9 protein-coding genes are annotated in these 15,994 nt (G+C 71.5%); all 9 read left to right on the top strand.

From position 1 onward, the window contains the following. Positions 1-183: 183 nt before the first annotated feature. The 9 genes from ACFVHB_RS33975 (at position 184) to ACFVHB_RS33935 (ending at position 15,890) form a co-directional block, all read left to right on the top strand. Entirely contained in the window at positions 184-2,754 is a 2,571-nt protein-coding gene (locus tag ACFVHB_RS33975) for a SpoIIE family protein phosphatase (protein WP_380329912.1), read from the top strand. Between the two features lie 221 nt (positions 2,755-2,975). After that, positions 2,976-5,588, top strand: a complete 2,613-nt coding sequence (locus tag ACFVHB_RS33970; protein WP_380329910.1) for a SpoIIE family protein phosphatase — start codon at positions 2,976-2,978, stop codon at positions 5,586-5,588. Between the two features lie 266 nt (positions 5,589-5,854). Then, positions 5,855-7,636, top strand: coding sequence for an ABC transporter family substrate-binding protein (locus ACFVHB_RS33965; RefSeq protein WP_380329908.1), 1,782 nt, complete (start codon positions 5,855-5,857; stop codon positions 7,634-7,636). Between the two features lie 242 nt (positions 7,637-7,878). After that, positions 7,879-9,783 (top strand): translational GTPase TypA, encoded by a 1,905-nt coding sequence (typA, locus tag ACFVHB_RS33960; RefSeq protein ID WP_380329906.1) that lies wholly within the window; start codon positions 7,879-7,881, stop codon positions 9,781-9,783. Between the two features lie 426 nt (positions 9,784-10,209). Then, positions 10,210-11,841, top strand: a complete 1,632-nt coding sequence (locus tag ACFVHB_RS33955; RefSeq protein WP_380329904.1) for an ABC transporter substrate-binding protein — start codon at positions 10,210-10,212, stop codon at positions 11,839-11,841. A gap of 89 nt (positions 11,842-11,930) precedes the next feature. Continuing rightward, positions 11,931-12,875, top strand: a complete 945-nt coding sequence (locus ACFVHB_RS33950) for an ABC transporter permease (RefSeq protein ID WP_380329902.1) — start codon at positions 11,931-11,933, stop codon at positions 12,873-12,875. After that, entirely contained in the window at positions 12,868-13,809 is a 942-nt protein-coding gene (locus ACFVHB_RS33945; protein WP_380329900.1) for an ABC transporter permease, read from the top strand. Before ACFVHB_RS33950 ends, ACFVHB_RS33945 begins: the two co-directional genes overlap by 8 nt. Before the next feature lie 19 nt (positions 13,810-13,828). After that, the gene (locus tag ACFVHB_RS33940; protein WP_380329899.1) at positions 13,829-14,878 is read left to right on the top strand and encodes an ABC transporter ATP-binding protein; all 1,050 of its coding nucleotides are present in this window, start codon (positions 13,829-13,831) and stop codon (positions 14,876-14,878) included. Then, the gene (locus tag ACFVHB_RS33935) at positions 14,871-15,890 is read left to right on the top strand and encodes an ABC transporter ATP-binding protein (protein ID WP_380329897.1); all 1,020 of its coding nucleotides are present in this window, start codon (positions 14,871-14,873) and stop codon (positions 15,888-15,890) included. The genes ACFVHB_RS33940 and ACFVHB_RS33935 overlap by 8 nt, the downstream gene beginning before the upstream one ends. Positions 15,891-15,994: the final 104 nt, after the last annotated feature.

Here is a 15,994-nt window from a genome sequence, read left to right as displayed (position 1 = left end):
TCGAGCCCGGTGGGCGGCGGGGGGGGCGTGCGCCGGGCGGGCCCGGGGGGGCGCGCCGCCCCCCGCCCCGGCGGGGGCCGCGGCGCGCGCCCGGCGCAGTCGCCGCAGCCGTCGGCCGGCCGACGCCGCGGGGAGGGCCCCGCCCCCGACGCCCCGCCGCCGGAGCAGCCCGCGCCGTCCCTGGTGGCCGCCGACGCCGCCCCGCCGGCGGGCCTGCGCAGCCGCCCGGGCCGGCCCTTCCCCGGCGGCCCGGGCCCCGAGCCGGGCAGCGCCGGCGCGCAGGGCGGGGGCAACCTGCTGGACGTGGTCAGGGTGGCCATCGCGATCCTGGACACCGCCGGCCGGGTGGTGCTCTGGAGCCCGGCCGCCGAGGAGCTGCTCGGCTGGCCGAACGAGCTGCTGGTCGGCCGCCGGATCGACGAGCTGATCCCGGACCAGGAGCAGGTCACCCGGATCCGCGCGGCGATCCAGGACACCCTGCGGCACGGCCGCTGGGCCGGCCCCGCCGAGCTGCGCGACCGGGACGGCGTCGCGGTCGCCGTGGACGCCCGGATCTCCCTGCTCGTGGACGGCGACGGCACCCCGTTCCTGCAGGTCAACCTGGCCGAGGCGGCCGCCCTCCGGGCCGTCGAGCGGGACCTCGCCGTCCGTGACGCGCTGTTCGAGCAGTCTCCGCTGGGGATCGCCGTCCTCGACACCGACCTGCGGTACACGGCGGTGAACCGGACCCTCGCCGAGATGAACGGCATGGCCACCGAGGACCACGTGGGCCGCACCACCGGCGAGACCCTGCCCGAGCGGGCCGCCGACGAGATCACCGCGATCCAGCGCCAGGTGCTGGCCACCGGCGAGCCGGTCATCGACGTCACCCTCGCCTCGCCCGTCACCGCCCGCTCCGGCTACCGCTCGATCTCGTACAGCAGGATGACCGACCGGGCCGGCCGGGTGCTCGGCATCTCCGGCACCGTGATGGACGTGACCGAGCGCTACCGGGCGGTGGCCAAGGTCGAGCACGCCCGGCGCCGGCTCTCGCTGCTCAACGAGTTCGGCTCCCGGGTCGGCGACCTGCTGGACGCCTCCCGGATCGCCCAGGAGCTGGCCGGCGCCGTCGTGCCCCGGCTCACCGACCACTCCGCCGTCATCCTGCTGCAGGCCGTCGCGCACGGCGACGACCTGCCCCGGCACGGCCACGACCGCCGCACCTCGCTGCTCCAACTCGGCACCGCCTCCGTCCAGGACGGCCCCGAGGTGGAGGTGATGCTGCGCCGCGGCGCCCGGATCACCTTCGCGGAGGACTCCGCCTGCGGCCGGGTGCTGCGCACCGGCGTCCCGGAGCTGCTCTCCGGGGCCGACCAGCTGAGCGACGTCACGTACCCCGGCGACCCGAAGATGCAGGCCGCCCACGACCTGGGCGTGCACTCGATGCTGGTGGTGCCGCTGCGCGCCCGCGGCATCGTGATCGGCCTGCTGCTGGTCAGCCGGGCCGGGTACCGCGAGGGCTTCGACCGGGACGACCTGGCCTTCACCGTCGAGCTGGCCGACCGGGCCGGCAGCTCGCTGGACAACGCCCGGCTCTACGCCCGCGAGCGCACCGCCGCGCTCACCCTGCAGCGCACCCTGCTCCCGCAGCAGGTCCCGCAGCCCACGGGCGTCGAGGTCGCCTACCGCTACGTGCCCGGCAGCAGCGGCACCGAGGTCGGCGGCGACTGGTTCGACGTCATCCCGCTGCCCGGCGACCGCACCGCGCTGGTGGTCGGCGACGTGATGGGCCACGGGCTGCGGGCCGCCGCCACGATGGGCCGGCTGCGCACCGCCGTCCGCGTCCTGGCCGCCCTCGACCTGCCGCCGGACGTGCTGCTGCGGCACGTCCACGAGCTGGCCGACGACCTCGCCCAGGGGCCGGACGAGGCGCTGCTGGCCACCTGCGTCTACGCGGTGTTCGACCCGGCGACCGCGAAGCTGACCGTCGCCAAGGCCGGCCACATCCCGCCGGTGCTGGTGGTGCCGGCCGAGGAGGCCGAGGAGCCGACCCGGACCGGCGGCCCGCTGCCCGGCGGCACCGGGCGGATCCTCGACCTGCCGTCCGGCGCCCCGCTCGGCGTCGGCGGCGTCCCGTTCGAGGCGGTCGAGCTGAAGATCCCCGAGGGCAGCCTGCTCGCGCTCTGCACCGACGGCCTGGTGGAGTCCCGGGACAAGGACCTCGACGTCGGCCTCGGCCGGCTGATCACCGTCCTCCAGCAGCCGTACGCGTCCATCCAGGCGGCCTGCGAGGCCGTGCTCGACACCATGGAGCAGGGGCGCGAACCGGACGACGTCGCGCTGCTGCTGGCCCGGCTGGGCCACGGCCAGGCGGGCACCCCGACGGCCGGCTGGACGCTGCCCGCCGAGCCGACCGCCGTCTCCCGGGCCCGCCGGCTGGTCCGGGGCACGCTCACCGAGTGGAGCGTCGAGGAGCTGACCGACACCGCGGAGCTGCTGGTCAGCGAGCTGGTCACCAACTCGGTCCGGTATGCGAGCGCACCCATCGGCGTACGGTTGACGCTGGGCGAGACGCTGCTGGTGGAGATCTCCGACCCGCTGCCCGACCCGCCCCGCGAGCGCCACGCGGCCGAGGCCGACGAGGGCGGGCGGGGGCTGGAACTCGTCCGTCGGCTGGCGCTCCGCTGGGGCGCCCGGGCCGAGGGCATGGGCAAGGTCGTCTGGTTCGAGCAGGCCCTGCCGGGTAATGAGCCCGAGGAGCCGGACGTCGAGTAGGACGCGAGTAGAACGGGGCTGCATATGCCATCGGGAGGCCGGGGGGAGCGCGCACTCCGGCAGGGGGCGCGAGCGTGGCATTGTGGTTGCGCGGGCGATAGGACAAAAACCTTCGCCCGATCTGATGTTGTGATGTTGAGGGCGTGTGAACGTACCCCTCGATGATGAATACTCGGTCTTCTCGACATCCGGACGGTCGCGGGTTTGGAGGGGTCGGTCCGTTGAACAGCACCCCGGCGCGTAACGCGCCGAGCAGCAGCGGTCATGCCGCTGTGCCCGGGCAGGCCGGGTCGCCACACCTGCCCGTCCCCCCGGGCGCGCAGGCCGCGCCGCCCACCCGCGGCCGCGACCCCCACCCGGTGGTCGGCACCGACCAGTGGGGCGCCGGGGACCCGGGCTCGATCTACGACTACATCCGGGTCGCCACCTTCGCGATCGGCCCCGACGGCCGGATCAGCCAGTGGAGCGAGCGCGCCGCCGAGTTCTTCGGGGTGCCCGCCGCCGAGGCGGTCGGCTCCGACCCGATCACCACCTTCGTGCCGCGCGAACTCTGGCAGCGCGGCCGCGCCCGGCTGGAACGCACCCTGGCCGGCGAGGAGTGGGTCGGCACCACGCCCTACCGCGACGCCACCGGCGGCGAGGGCCTCGCCGAGCTCTACCTGATGCCCGACAGCGCCCTGCCCACCGCGGGCGCCACCTGCCTCGCCGTCGACCTCGGCCGGCTGCGCCGGATCGAGACCGACCTCGCCGCCTCCGAGGCCGTCTTCGGCCAGACCCCCACCGGCTTCGTCCTCTTCGACGACCGGCTCCGGCTGCAGCGCGTCAACGACGCCTTCGCGTCCGGCATGGGCCTGGCCCCCACCGACCTGGAGGGCCTCACCGCGCACGACCTCTTCCCGCCCTCCGAGGCGGACCGGCTCACCGCCGCCCTGCGCAAGGTCCTCGCCACCGGTGAGCCCGTCTTCGACCTGCGCTTCCACTCCGCCGTCCCGACCCGCGAGGGCAACCGGCTCTGGGCCGTCTCGCTGTACCGGCTGAACGGCTCGGCCGGCCAGCCGGTGGGCGTCGCCGGCCAGGTCTCCGACGTCACCAGCCGGCACGTCGCCGAGCGCGAGGCCGACGGCGTCCGCCGCAACCTCGCCCTGCTCAACGAGGCCAGCGCGCACATCGGCTCCACCCTCGACCTGGAGACCACCGCCAAGGAGCTGCTGGACGTCGTCGTCCCGCCGTTCTGCGACCTCGCCACCGTCGACCTCTACACCGCGCTGCTCTCCGGCGAGACCGTCCCCAGCGCCGGCCGCTACGGCGACGGCGTGCTCACCGACGGCAGCGGCGAACTGCGCCGGGTCGCCGTCTCCAGCGTGGTCGGCGGCGCCTCCTCGGTGCTCGGCTCCGTCACCGGCCTGCCGATCGCCGAGGCCGGCGGCACCCTCTGCTACCCGCGCCGCTCCCCGCACGCCCGGGCGCTGCGCACCGGCCGCAGCGTCGTTCCCGAGCCCGGCCCCGACCCGCTGCTGCGCTCCACCCTGATCGTCCCGCTGGTCGCCCGCGACCAGGTGCTCGGCCTGGTCCAGCTCTCCCGGGCGATCGGCAGCGAGCCCTTCGACGCCCGCGACGTCGCCATCGCCGAGGAGCTGGTCGCCCGGGCCGCGGTCTGCATCGACAACGCCCGGCTCTACCGGCGCGAGCACGAGCGGGCCCTGATCCTCCAGCGCAGCCTGCTGCCCCCGGGCAACCCGGCCGCCAGCGGACTGGAGATCGCCTGCCGCTACCTGCCCAGCAACAACAACACCGAGGTCGGCGGCGACTGGTTCGACGTCATCCCGCTGCCCGGCAACCGCACCGCCCTGGTCATCGGCGACGTGATGGGCCGCGGCCTGCGCGCCGCCGTCGCGATGGGGCAGCTGCGCACCGCCGTCCGCACCCTGGCGATGCTCGACCTCGACCCCGCCGAGGTGCTCACCGCCCTCGACGAGATCGCCCGCGGCCTCGGCGACGACACCGCGCCGGCGGGCGCGCCCACGCCGTACGGCCGGCTCACCTCGACCGCCGACGAGGAGGCCCGCGAGGTCTACCTCGCCACCTGCGTCTACGCGGTGTACGACGCCGTCACCCGCCGCTGCGTCTTCGCCAACGCCGGCCACCTGCCGCCGGTGCTGCTCAGCCCCGGCGAGGGCGCCCGGATGCTCGACGTGCCGCCCGGCCTGCCGCTCGGCGTCGGCGGCGAGCCCTTCGAGGAGGTCGAGCTCACGCTGCCGGACGGCGCCGTGCTCGGCCTCTACACCGACGGCCTGGTGGAGAGCCGCAAGCACCAGCTGGACGAGGGCCTGCGGGCCTTCCGCACCGCGCTCTCGGCCGACGGCAAGGGCCTGGAGGAGCTCTGCGACCACGTCCTCGGTGAGCTGAACCCGCACCACGGCGAGGACGACATCGCCCTGCTGATGGCCAAGGTGCACGCCTTCCCCGAGGACGCGGTCGGCAACTGGTTCCTGCCGCCCGAGCCCACCTCGGTGGCCAAGGCCCGCGAGCTGGCCTGCAGCTGGCTGCTGGCCCGCGGCCTCGACGAGCTGGTCGACACCACCGAGCTGCTGGTCAGCGAGCTGGTGACGAACGCGCTCCGGCACGGCCGCGGCGAGATCCGGCTCCGGCTGCTGCGCGACCGGAGCATCGTCTGCGAGGTCTGGGACGACGGCTACGCCCAGCCGCGCCAGCGGCGCGCCCAGGAGACCGACGAGGGCGGGCGCGGGCTCCAGCTGGTCAGCCTGCTGGCCGAGCGCTGGGGCAGCCGGCGCACGCCCAAGGGCAAGATCGTCTGGTTCGAGCTGGCGCTGTAGCGCAGGCCTCGTCTCTCGGCCCGGGTCGGGAGCGGCCCGGAGGCGAGCGGGCGAGTCCCCCGCCCCGCGCCGGAGGGGCGCGCCGGTGCCGAGAGGGAGAAGCGGCGGGCGAGGGACGAGCGCCGGAGCGCCGACCGTCGGTGCCGGGTCAGGAGTGCCCCGGAGGCGAGCAGACGAGGAGCCCCCCTCGGCCGACCGGGTGCAGTCGCCCGGCGGCCGCCGTGTCGCCGGGCCGTGCTCCGGCCGGGCGGCGTTGCATGGCCGCCATGCGCGTCCGCCAGCTCACCGCCGCAGCCGCCGCCGTGCTGCTGCTCGCCACCGGGGCCCTGGCCGGCTGCTCCGGCGCCCCGGCCCCGGCCCGCACCCCGGCGCCCGTCCCCTCCTCCGCCCCGCCCGCCGCCGTCACCGGCGACGTCCGCCCGTACGACCGGGACGAGCTCCGGGACGGCGGCACGCTGCGCTGGGCGCTGGACGCCGTCCCCGCCACGCTGAACGTCTACCAGCCCGCGGCGACGGCCGACTCGGCGCTGCTCGCGCACGCCCTCTACCCCGCGCTGTTCCGGCCCGACCGGCACGGCCGCCCGGTGGCCGACCCGGACTACCTGGAGTCCGCCGAGTCCACCCCGCCCGGGCAGCAGCCGCAGGTGCTCACCTACCGGCTCAACCCGCACGCGGTCTGGAGCGACGGCACCCCGCTCTCGGTGGCCGACTTCACCGCCCAGCGGGCCGCGCTCTCCGGCCTCGACCCCGCCTACGCCGGCACCCGCCCGGCCGGGTACGACGCGATCGACTCGATCACCCAGGGCGCGGACCGGTCCGAGATCAAGGTCGTCCTCCGGCGCCCGTACGCCGGGTGGCGCGGCCTGTTCGCCCCGCTCTACCCGGCCGCCGAGACCGCGAGCCCGGCCGCCTTCAACCGCCCGCTGACGGGCGACGGCCACCCGACCGCGGGGCCCTTCACGGTGGCCGGGTACGACGCGGTCGGCGGGCGGGTCACCCTGGCGCGCAATCCGCTCTGGTGGGGCGAGGCTCCGAAGGCCGACCGCATCGACTTCCTGGCCACCGCGGCCGAACGGCGGTTGGACGCGCTCGACCAGGACCGGCTCGACATCGCCCCGCTCACCGCGGCCGTCGACCGGGCGCAGGCGGCCCCCGGCAGCTCGGCCGACCTCGCCCAGGCCGCCGCCCAGGCGCTCCGGCGGGCCGAGGCCCTGCCCGGCATCACCGTGCACCGGGCGTCCGCCGCCTCGCTCACCCAGCTCACCCTGAACGCGACCCGGGCGCCGCTCACCGACCCGGCCGTCCGGCAGGCCCTCGCCCGGGCCGTCGACCGGCAGCGGATCGCCGACGCCGCCCTCACCCCGCTCGGCCTGCCCGCCGCCCCGCTCGGCAGCCACCTGCTGGCCGGCGACCAGGAGGGCTACCAGGACAACAGCGGCGCGATCGGCGCCGTGGACCCCGGCCGGCTGCTGGACCGGGCCGGCTGGAAGCGCCCGTCCGGTGGCGGCACCCGGACCCGGGGCGGCAAGGAGCTCGCGCTCACCCTGGTGATCCCCGCCGACTCCGCCCTGGCCCGGCGCACCGCGGACGCCCTGACCGCCGGCCTGGCCGCGGCCGGCATCGCCCTGCACCCGCTGGCGGTGCCCGCCGAGGCCTTCCTCCGCGACCACCTCACCACCGGCGACTTCGACCTCGCCCTCTTCTCCTGGCCGGCCGGCCCCGACCCGGCGGCCGACCAGCGCCCCGTCTACGCCAAGCCCCGCCCGGGCCCGGACGGCGCCCTGGAGACCGGCACCAACTACGGCCGGGCGGGGACGGAGGAGATCGACCGCCTCTTCGACCGCGCCGCCGCCGAACTCGACCCCGCCGCCCACCTCGCCCTGCTCCAGGAGGCCGACACCCGGATCTGGCAGCTCGCCCACTCGGTGCCGCTGTTCCAACGCCCCGATCTGGTCGCCGTCCGCGACGGCGTCGCCGCCGCGGGCGCCTGGGGCTTCAGCTGGCCCCGCTTCCAGGACGTGGGCCTGCTCGACGGCCGGCCGGAGTGATCCGGGAGGCGTCCGCCGGGTGAAGACCCGGTGGCGCACCTGTGATCTTGATCCCGCCCGACCTGCTCGTTTCGGCCCACCTGGGCGGTTCCCCGTACGATAGGAGGAAGCCGTGGCATGTCCTGCCCGGCGGGTGGACCGGTAGTAGCAGGCGGAACGGGCGGCGGCGATCAACAGGGATCGCCGGTCGGCGTCTCGCGGCCGGGCGCCGTAACCCACGATTCCGGGAGAATCCGCTAGGCATGCCCACGCGCAACGACATCCGTAACGTCGCCATCGTCGCCCACGTCGACCACGGCAAGACCACCCTGGTCGACGCCATGCTGAAGCAGGCCGGCGCCTTCGCCGCCCACCAGCAGCTGGACGACCGGATGATGGACTCGAACGACCTCGAGCGCGAGAAGGGCATCACCATTCTCGCGAAGAACACCGCGGTCAAGTACCACCCCAAGGACGGCGGCGCGCCGATCACCATCAACATCATCGACACCCCGGGCCACGCCGACTTCGGTGGCGAGGTCGAGCGCGGTCTGTCGATGGTGGACGCGGTCGTCCTGCTGGTCGACGCCTCCGAGGGCCCGCTGCCGCAGACCCGCTTCGTGCTCCGCAAGGCGCTCACCGCGCGGCTGCCCGTCATCCTCTGCATCAACAAGACGGACCGCCCGGACGCCCGGATCGACGAGGTCATCAACGAGACCTACGACCTGTTCCTGGACCTGGACGCGGACGAGGACCAGATCGAGTTCCCGATCGTCTACGCCTGCGCCCGTGACGGCGTCGCCTCGCTGACCAAGCCGGAGAACGGCACCGTCCCCGCGGACAGCGACAACCTGGAGCCGTTCTTCTCCACCATCCTGGAGCACGTCCCGGCCCCGACCTACGACGAGGACGCGCCGCTCCAGGCCCACGTCACCAACCTGGACGCCGACAACTTCCTCGGCCGCATCGCGCTGCTCCGCGTCGAGCAGGGCGAGCTGCGCAAGGGCCAGACCGTGGCCTGGATCAAGCGCGACGGCACCATCTCCAACGTCCGCATCTCCGAGCTGCTGATGACCGAGGCGCTCACCCGCAAGCCGGCCGAGGTGGCGGGCCCGGGTGACATCTGCGCCGTCGCCGGCATCTCCGAGATCATGATCGGTGAGACCCTGGCCGACCCGGAGAACCCGATCGCGCTGCCGCTGATCACGGTGGACGAGCCGGCCATCTCGATGACCATCGGCACCAACACCTCGCCGCTGGTCGGCCGGGGCGGCAGCGGCAAGGGCGCGGACGCCAAGTCCGGCGCCCGCGTGGACCGGAAGGTCACCGCCCGCCAGGTGAAGGACCGCCTGGACCGCGAGCTGATCGGTAACGTCTCGCTGCGCGTCCTGGACACCGAGCGCCCGGACGCCTGGGAGGTGCAGGGCCGCGGTGAGCTGGCGCTGGCCATCCTGATCGAGACCATGCGCCGCGAGGGCTTCGAGCTGACCGTCGGCAAGCCGCAGGTGGTCACCAAGGAGGTCAACGGCAAGGTCCACGAGCCGGTCGAGCGCCTCACCGTCGACGTCCCCGAGGAGCACATGGGCGCGGTCACGCAGCTCATGGGCGTCCGCAAGGGCCGGATGGACAACATGTCCAACCACGGCTCGGGCTGGGTCCGGATGGAGTTCGTCGTCCCGTCCCGCGGCCTGATCGGCTTCCGCACCGAGTTCCTCACCAACACCCGCGGCACCGGCATCGCGCACTCGATCCACGAGGGCCACGAGCCGTGGTTCGGCACCCTGACCACCCGCAACAACGGTTCGCTGGTCGCCGACCGGGCCGGTGTCGTCACCGCCTTCGCGATGACCAACCTGCAGGAGCGCGGCGTGCTCTTCTGCGAGCCGGGCACCGAGGTGTACGAGGGCATGATCGTCGGCGAGAACTCGCGCTCCGACGACATGGACGTGAACATCACCAAGGAGAAGAAGCTCACCAACATGCGGTCCTCGACCGCCGACGTGGCCGAGTCGATCGTCCCGCCGCGCAAGCTCTCGCTGGAGCAGTCGCTGGAGTTCTGCCGCGAGGACGAGTGCATCGAGGTGACCCCGGAGACGGTTCGCATCCGTAAGGTCGTGCTGGACCAGAAGGACCGTGGCCGTACCGCCTCGCGTGCCAAGAAGGCGTGATGCCTTCCGCTGAGGCCTAGGCCGAATCGATGGCCCCCCTTTCCTAACGGAGAGGGGGGCCTTCGTTTTAACTACTCCAAGTTGTCGACGCGCGTATAAACGGAATAGCGCTTATCGCGGGTGGGTGTCCGCTGAGCGAACGTCACTGTCCGTCATTCATGACAACTGTCCGTTTAATGCCTGTCTGAGTATGTCTCATATGTCCGATTTTCGAAACTTACCGACCGTTCATGTGACCTAATTGAGATCGGCATTGGTCACTTTCGTGTCCGTGCGTGACACATAGTTGGTGCAGTCAGGCTCGGGTCAAGGGTTAACGCGCAGGGGTGCGCGCCGAAACCACGAGCGCGGACGGCACAACGGAAGCGGCGTCAGCCGCCCGTGGTGCTCTCCTCGTTGGAAAGTCGATTTCAGGAGGCATCCCCCATGCGCGGTGCAACCCAGACCAAGTGGCTTGTCGCGGCGACCGCGATCGCCCTCGCTGCGACCGCTTGCAGCACCAGCTCCAAGAGCAGCGACAGCAAGAGCGTGTCGGGCGGCACCATCGCCGTCCAGCTGGGCGAGCCGCAGCACGGTCTGGTTCCGCAGAACACCGCGGAGTCCGAGGGCAGCGAGGTCGTGGGCGCGGTCTTCGCCGGCCTGGTCGACTACGACCGCAAGACCAACGCTCCGAAGCTGCGCATCGCCGAGTCGATCGAGTCCCCCGACAGCAAGGTCTGGACGATCAAGCTGAAGGACGGCTACACCTTCCACAACGGCGAGAAGGTCACCGCCAAGTCCTTCGTGGACGCGTGGAACTGGGGCGCCAACCAGGAGAACGCCGCCGAGGGCCTCCCCTTCTACTCCAAGATCGAGGGCTCCGAGGAGCTGGCTCCGGGCAAGGGCAAGACCCCGACCGCCAAGGAGCTCAAGGGCCTGAAGGTCGTCGACGACAAGACCTTCACCGTCACCCTCTCGGCGCCGTTCTCGCAGTTCAAGACCATGCTCGGGTACAACCCGTTCTACCCGCTGCCGCAGGCGTTCTTCGCCGACCCGAAGGCCTTCGGCGAGAAGCCGATCGGCAACGGCCCGTTCGAGATGGACGGCGCCTGGGAGCACAACAAGCAGATCAAGGTCAAGCGCTACGAGAACTTCCCGGCCTCGGACGGCAAGGCGAAGCTCGACGGCGTGACCTTCAAGGTCTACGACAACCTGGACACCGCGTACAACGACCTGCGCGCCGACAACATCCAGGCCACGGACAAGCTGCCGATCTCGGCCCTGTCGACCGTCAAGAACGAGTTCGGCGACCGCTACATCTACAAGCCGGAGTCCGGCGTCGGCTACATCGGCTTCCCGATCTCGACCAACCCGGCGTTCGCCAAGGCGGAGATCCGCAAGGCGATCTCGATGGCGATCGACCGCGAGGCGATCACCAAGACCATCTTCTCGGGCACCCGCGTCCCGGCCGACGACTTCGTCAACCCGCTCATCCCGGGCTACCGCAAGGGCGCCATGGGTGACGCGGCCAAGTACGACCCGGCCAAGGCCAAGGAGCTCTTCACCCAGGCCGGCGGTCTGCCGGGCAACACCCTGGAGCTCGGCTACAACGCCGACGGTGGCCACAAGGAGTGGATCGAGGCCGTCGGCAACCAGCTGAAGAAGAACCTGGGCATCGAGGTCACCTTCAAGCCGTTCGAGAAGTTCGGCAAGATCCTGGACGCGCTCGGCGCCAACCAGTACCAGGGTGCCTTCCGCATGGCGTGGTCGATGGACTACCCGTCGATCGAGGACTACCTGCGCCCGATCTTCTCCAAGATCGCGATCGACAACGGCTCGAACTACGGCGGTTACGTCAACGACAAGTTCGAGACGCTGCTGGACCAGGCCGACCAGGCCAAGACGGACGACGAGGCCATCAAGCTGTACCAGCAGGCCGACGACATCCTGGTCCAGGACCTGCCGTACATCCCGGTGTACACCTACATGTCCTCCGCGGCGTACAGCAAGAAGATCAAGAACTTCGACACCGACGCCCAGGGTCGCATGAACCTGGCCGAGGTCGAGCTGGCCGGCTGATCCGGTAGTCAGACGATCGGGGGCGGGCGGACCGGACTACAGTCCGAGTCCTCCCGCCTCCCTTCCTTGTCCGAAAGTATGGAGGTCTGATGGGCCGCTATGTCATCCGCCGACTGATACAGGCAATCCCTGTCCTGCTCGGTGCGACGCTGCTGATCTACGCGTTGGTCCACTACCTGCCGGGTGACCCGGTTCAGGCACTGGCCGGCGAGAAGCGAGCCGACCCGATCGTGGCGGAGATGATCCGCCAGAAGTACCACCTGAACGACCCGTTCCTGGTCCAGTACTGGAACTACATCTCGGGGGTCTTCCAGGGGAACCTCGGTGAGAGCCTGACCGGTCGCTCGGTGACCGACATGATCAGTGAGGCGTTCCCGTACACCGTCAACCTCGCCCTGGTCGCCTTCATCATCGAAGCGGTCATGGGCGTGCTCGCGGGTGTCATGGCGGCCCTGCGCAAGGGCAAGTTCATCGACCAGCTGGTCCTCATCAGCACGCTGTTCGTGATCTCGATCCCGGTCTTCGTCACCGGCTTCATCCTCCAGCTGCTGCTGGGCGTGAAGCTGAAGAACGACTACGGCATCGACTTCTTCCCGGTCTCCTTCAACGAGGACGACGGACTGCGGGCCTACCTGCTGCCGGCCTTCGTGCTGGCGTCCACCTCGCTGGCGTACGTCGCCCGGCTGACCCGCACCAGCCTGATGGAGACCATGCGCGCGGACTACGTCCGCACCGCGGTCGCCAAGGGCCTGAAGCGCCGTCGGGTGATCGGCCGTCACGCCCTGCGCAACGCGCTGATCCCGATCGTCACCTTCCTCGGTGCCGACCTGGGCGGCCTGATGGGCGGCGCGGTCATCACCGAGAAGATCTTCAACATCCACGGCATCGGCGGCCTGCTCGCCCAGTCCGTGTACCAGAAGCAGGGCACGGTGATCGTCGGCATGGTCACCCTGCTGGTGATGATCTACCTCGTCACCACCCTGCTCGTGGACATGCTGTACGCCGTGCTCGACCCGAGGATCCGCTATGAGTGACACCATCACCGTGGGCAGCGAGGCCCCCTCCGAGGACAACAGCCCGAAGGCCGCTCCGGAGAAGAAGCAGAAGCCGGAGCGGGTGGCCAGCCTGTGGTCGGACGCGCTGCGCGACCTGCGCCGCAACCCGATCTTCATCATCGGCGCCGCCCTGGTGCTGCTCCTGCTGGTGATGGCGGCCGTGCCGCAGCTGTTCACCAGCGGCAGCCCCTTCGACGGCAACGCCTGCGACCTGAGCAACTCGCTCGCGCGCCCGAGCGCCGAGCACTGGTTCGGCTACGACGTGCAGGGCTGCGACGTCTACACCCGCACGGTGTGGGGCGCCCGCAACTCGATCATCGTCGGTGTCCTGACCACGCTGCTGGTCACCGTGGTCGGTTCGCTCCTCGGCCTGCTGGCCGGCTGGAAGGGCGGCCTGGTCGACTCGATCCTGTCGCGCTTCACCGAGATCTTCTTCTCCATCCCGCTGCTGCTCGGCGGCATGCTGATCATGTCGATGCTCGGCAAGGGCAACGCCTACACCGTCTCGCTGGTCATGGCCGTCCTCGGCTGGCCGCAGATCTTCCGGATCATGCGCGCCTCGGTGCTGGCCAACAAGCACAACGACTACGTGATGGCGGCCCGCGCGCTGGGCGCCAGCAGCGGTCGGATCACCTTCCGGCACATCGTGCCGAACGCCATCGCGCCGGTCATCGTGGTCTCCGCGATCAGCCTGGGCGTCTACATCGGTGCCGAGGCGGCGCTGTCCTACCTCGGCATCGGCGTGCAGTCCCCGGAGATCTCCTGGGGTCTGATGATCAGCGACGCGTCGGTCCGCTTCCTGGCGGCCCCGCACGTGCTGCTGTTCCCGTCGGCCGCGCTCAGCATCACCGTGCTGGCCTTCATCATGCTCGGCGACGCGGTCCGCGACGCCCTCGACCCGAAGCTCCGCTGAGAGAAGAGGTGACGACCCGATGACCACCGTGATCGAGAAGAACCAGAAGACCGGCCGCCTTGAGGTTGGCACCCCGCTGCTGGAGGTCAAGGACCTCCACGTGGAGTTCCACACCCGGGACGGCGTCGCCAAGGCCGTGAACGGCGTCAACTACTCCGTCGCCGCCGGTGAGACCCTGGCGGTGCTCGGCGAGTCCGGCTCCGGCAAGTCGGTGACCGCCCAGACCATCATGGGCATCCTCGACATGCCGCCCGGCAAGATCAGCAAGGGCCAGATCCTCTTCCGCGGCCAGGACATGCTGGCCATGAAGGAGGAGGAGCGCCGGCAGATCCGCGGTCAGAAGATCGCGATGATCTTCCAGGACGCGCTGTCCTCGCTGAACCCCGTGATGACCGTGGGCGCCCAGCTCGGCGAGATGTTCCGGGTGCACCGCGGCGCCTCCAAGAAGGAGGCCCGGGAGAAGGCCATCGAGCTGATGGAGCGGGTGCGCATCCCCGCCGCCAGGCAGCGCGTCGGCGACTACCCGCACCAGTTCTCCGGCGGCATGCGCCAGCGCATCATGATCGCGATGGCGCTCTCCATGGAGCCCGACCTGATCATCGCCGACGAGCCCACCACCGCCCTGGACGTCACCGTCCAGGCCCAGGTGATGGACCTGCTCGCCGAGCTGCAGGCCGAGTACAACATGGGCCTGATCCTGATCACCCACGACCTCGGCGTGGTCGCCGACGTCGCGGACAAGATCGCCGTGATGTACGCCGGCCGGATCGTCGAGACCGCCCCCGTGCACGAGCTGTACGCCAACCCGGCGCACCCCTACACCAAGGGCCTGCTCCGTTCCATCCCGCGCCTGGACCAGAAGGGCCAGGAGCTGTACGCGATCAAGGGCCTGCCCCCGAACCTGCTGAAGGTTCCGGCCGGCTGCGCGTTCAACCCTCGCTGTGACGTCGCCACCGACCTGTGCCGCCAGGAGATCCCGGCGCTGCACCAGGTGACGGACAAGGACGGCAAGGAGCTCACCGGCCGCCGCAGCGCGTGCCACCTCTGGAAGGAGACCCTCCATGGCTGAGCCCATCCTGGAGGTCAAGAACCTGGTCAAGCACTACCCGCTGACCCAGGGCATCCTCTTCAAGAAGCAGGTCGGCGCGGTCAAGGCGGTCGACGGCGTCTCCTTCGAGCTGGCGAGGGGCGAGACCCTCGGCATCGTCGGCGAGTCCGGCTGTGGCAAGTCCACGCTGGCCAAGGTGCTGATGAACCTGGAGCGGGCCACCTCGGGTGAGGTCCTGTTCAAGGGCGAGGACATCTCCAAGCTGTCCGGCGCGGCCCTCAAGGCCGTCCGCCGGAACATCCAGATGGTGTTCCAGGACCCGTACACCTCGCTGAACCCGCGCATGACGGTCGGCGACATCATCGGGGAGCCGTTCGAGATCCACCCCGAGGTGGCGCCGAAGGGCGACCGCCGCAAGGCGGTCCAGGACCTGCTGGACGTCGTCGGCCTGAACCCCGAGTACATCAACCGGTACCCGCACCAGTTCTCCGGCGGCCAGCGCCAGCGCATCGGCATCGCCCGCGGTCTCGCGCTGAAGCCCGAGATCATCATCTGCGACGAGCCGGTCTCCGCCCTGGACGTCTCCGTCCAGGCGCAGGTGATCAACCTGCTGGAGCAGCTGCAGGACGAGTTCGAGCTGTCGTACATGTTCATCGCGCACGACCTCTCGATCGTCCGGCACATCTCCGACCGCGTCGGCGTGATGTACCTCGGCAAGATGGTCGAGATCGGCACCGACGAGGAGATCTACGAGAACGCCACGCACCCGTACACCCAGGCGCTGCTCTCCGCGGTGCCGGTGCCGGACCCGACGGCGCGCGAGTCCCGCGACCGGATCATCCTGACCGGCGACATCCCCTCGCCGGCCAACCCGCCGTCCGGCTGCCGCTTCCGCACCCGCTGCTGGAAGGCGGAGGAGCGCTGCTCCACCGAGATCCCGCTGCTGGCGGTGCCGGAGGTGCTGACCGGTGCGGCCAAGCACCAGTCGGCGTGCCACTTCGCCGAGGTCCGGGAGACGGCCGCCGCCGTCTGATCACCGGAGCGTTCCCCGGAAGGGCCCCCGGGGACCACCCCCGTGCCCAGCGCGGTGACCGGGGGCCGGTACCCGGGGCCCGGTGCGGCGGCCCCGGGCGGCGG

The sequence above is a fragment of the Kitasatospora sp. NPDC127111 genome, from assembly GCF_042677465.1.
Classification (GTDB): Bacteria; Actinomycetota; Actinomycetes; order Streptomycetales; family Streptomycetaceae; genus Kitasatospora.
The sequence above is the reverse complement of the archived record's forward strand: the minus strand, read 5'-3'. Positions and strand labels throughout refer to the sequence as shown.

Coding starts and splice junctions, on each gene's coding strand:
- ACFVHB_RS33945 (WP_380329900.1), top strand. CDS start 12,868: ATGAGTGACACCATCACCGTGGGCAGCGAGGCCCCCTCCGAGGACAAC.
- ACFVHB_RS33965 (WP_380329908.1), top strand. CDS start 5,855: ATGCGCGTCCGCCAGCTCACCGCCGCAGCCGCCGCCGTGCTGCTGCTC.
- typA (WP_380329906.1), top strand. CDS start 7,879: ATGCCCACGCGCAACGACATCCGTAACGTCGCCATCGTCGCCCACGTC.
- ACFVHB_RS33940 (WP_380329899.1), top strand. CDS start 13,829: ATGACCACCGTGATCGAGAAGAACCAGAAGACCGGCCGCCTTGAGGTT.
- ACFVHB_RS33950 (WP_380329902.1), top strand. CDS start 11,931: ATGGGCCGCTATGTCATCCGCCGACTGATACAGGCAATCCCTGTCCTG.
- ACFVHB_RS33935 (WP_380329897.1), top strand. CDS start 14,871: ATGGCTGAGCCCATCCTGGAGGTCAAGAACCTGGTCAAGCACTACCCG.
- ACFVHB_RS33955 (WP_380329904.1), top strand. CDS start 10,210: ATGCGCGGTGCAACCCAGACCAAGTGGCTTGTCGCGGCGACCGCGATC.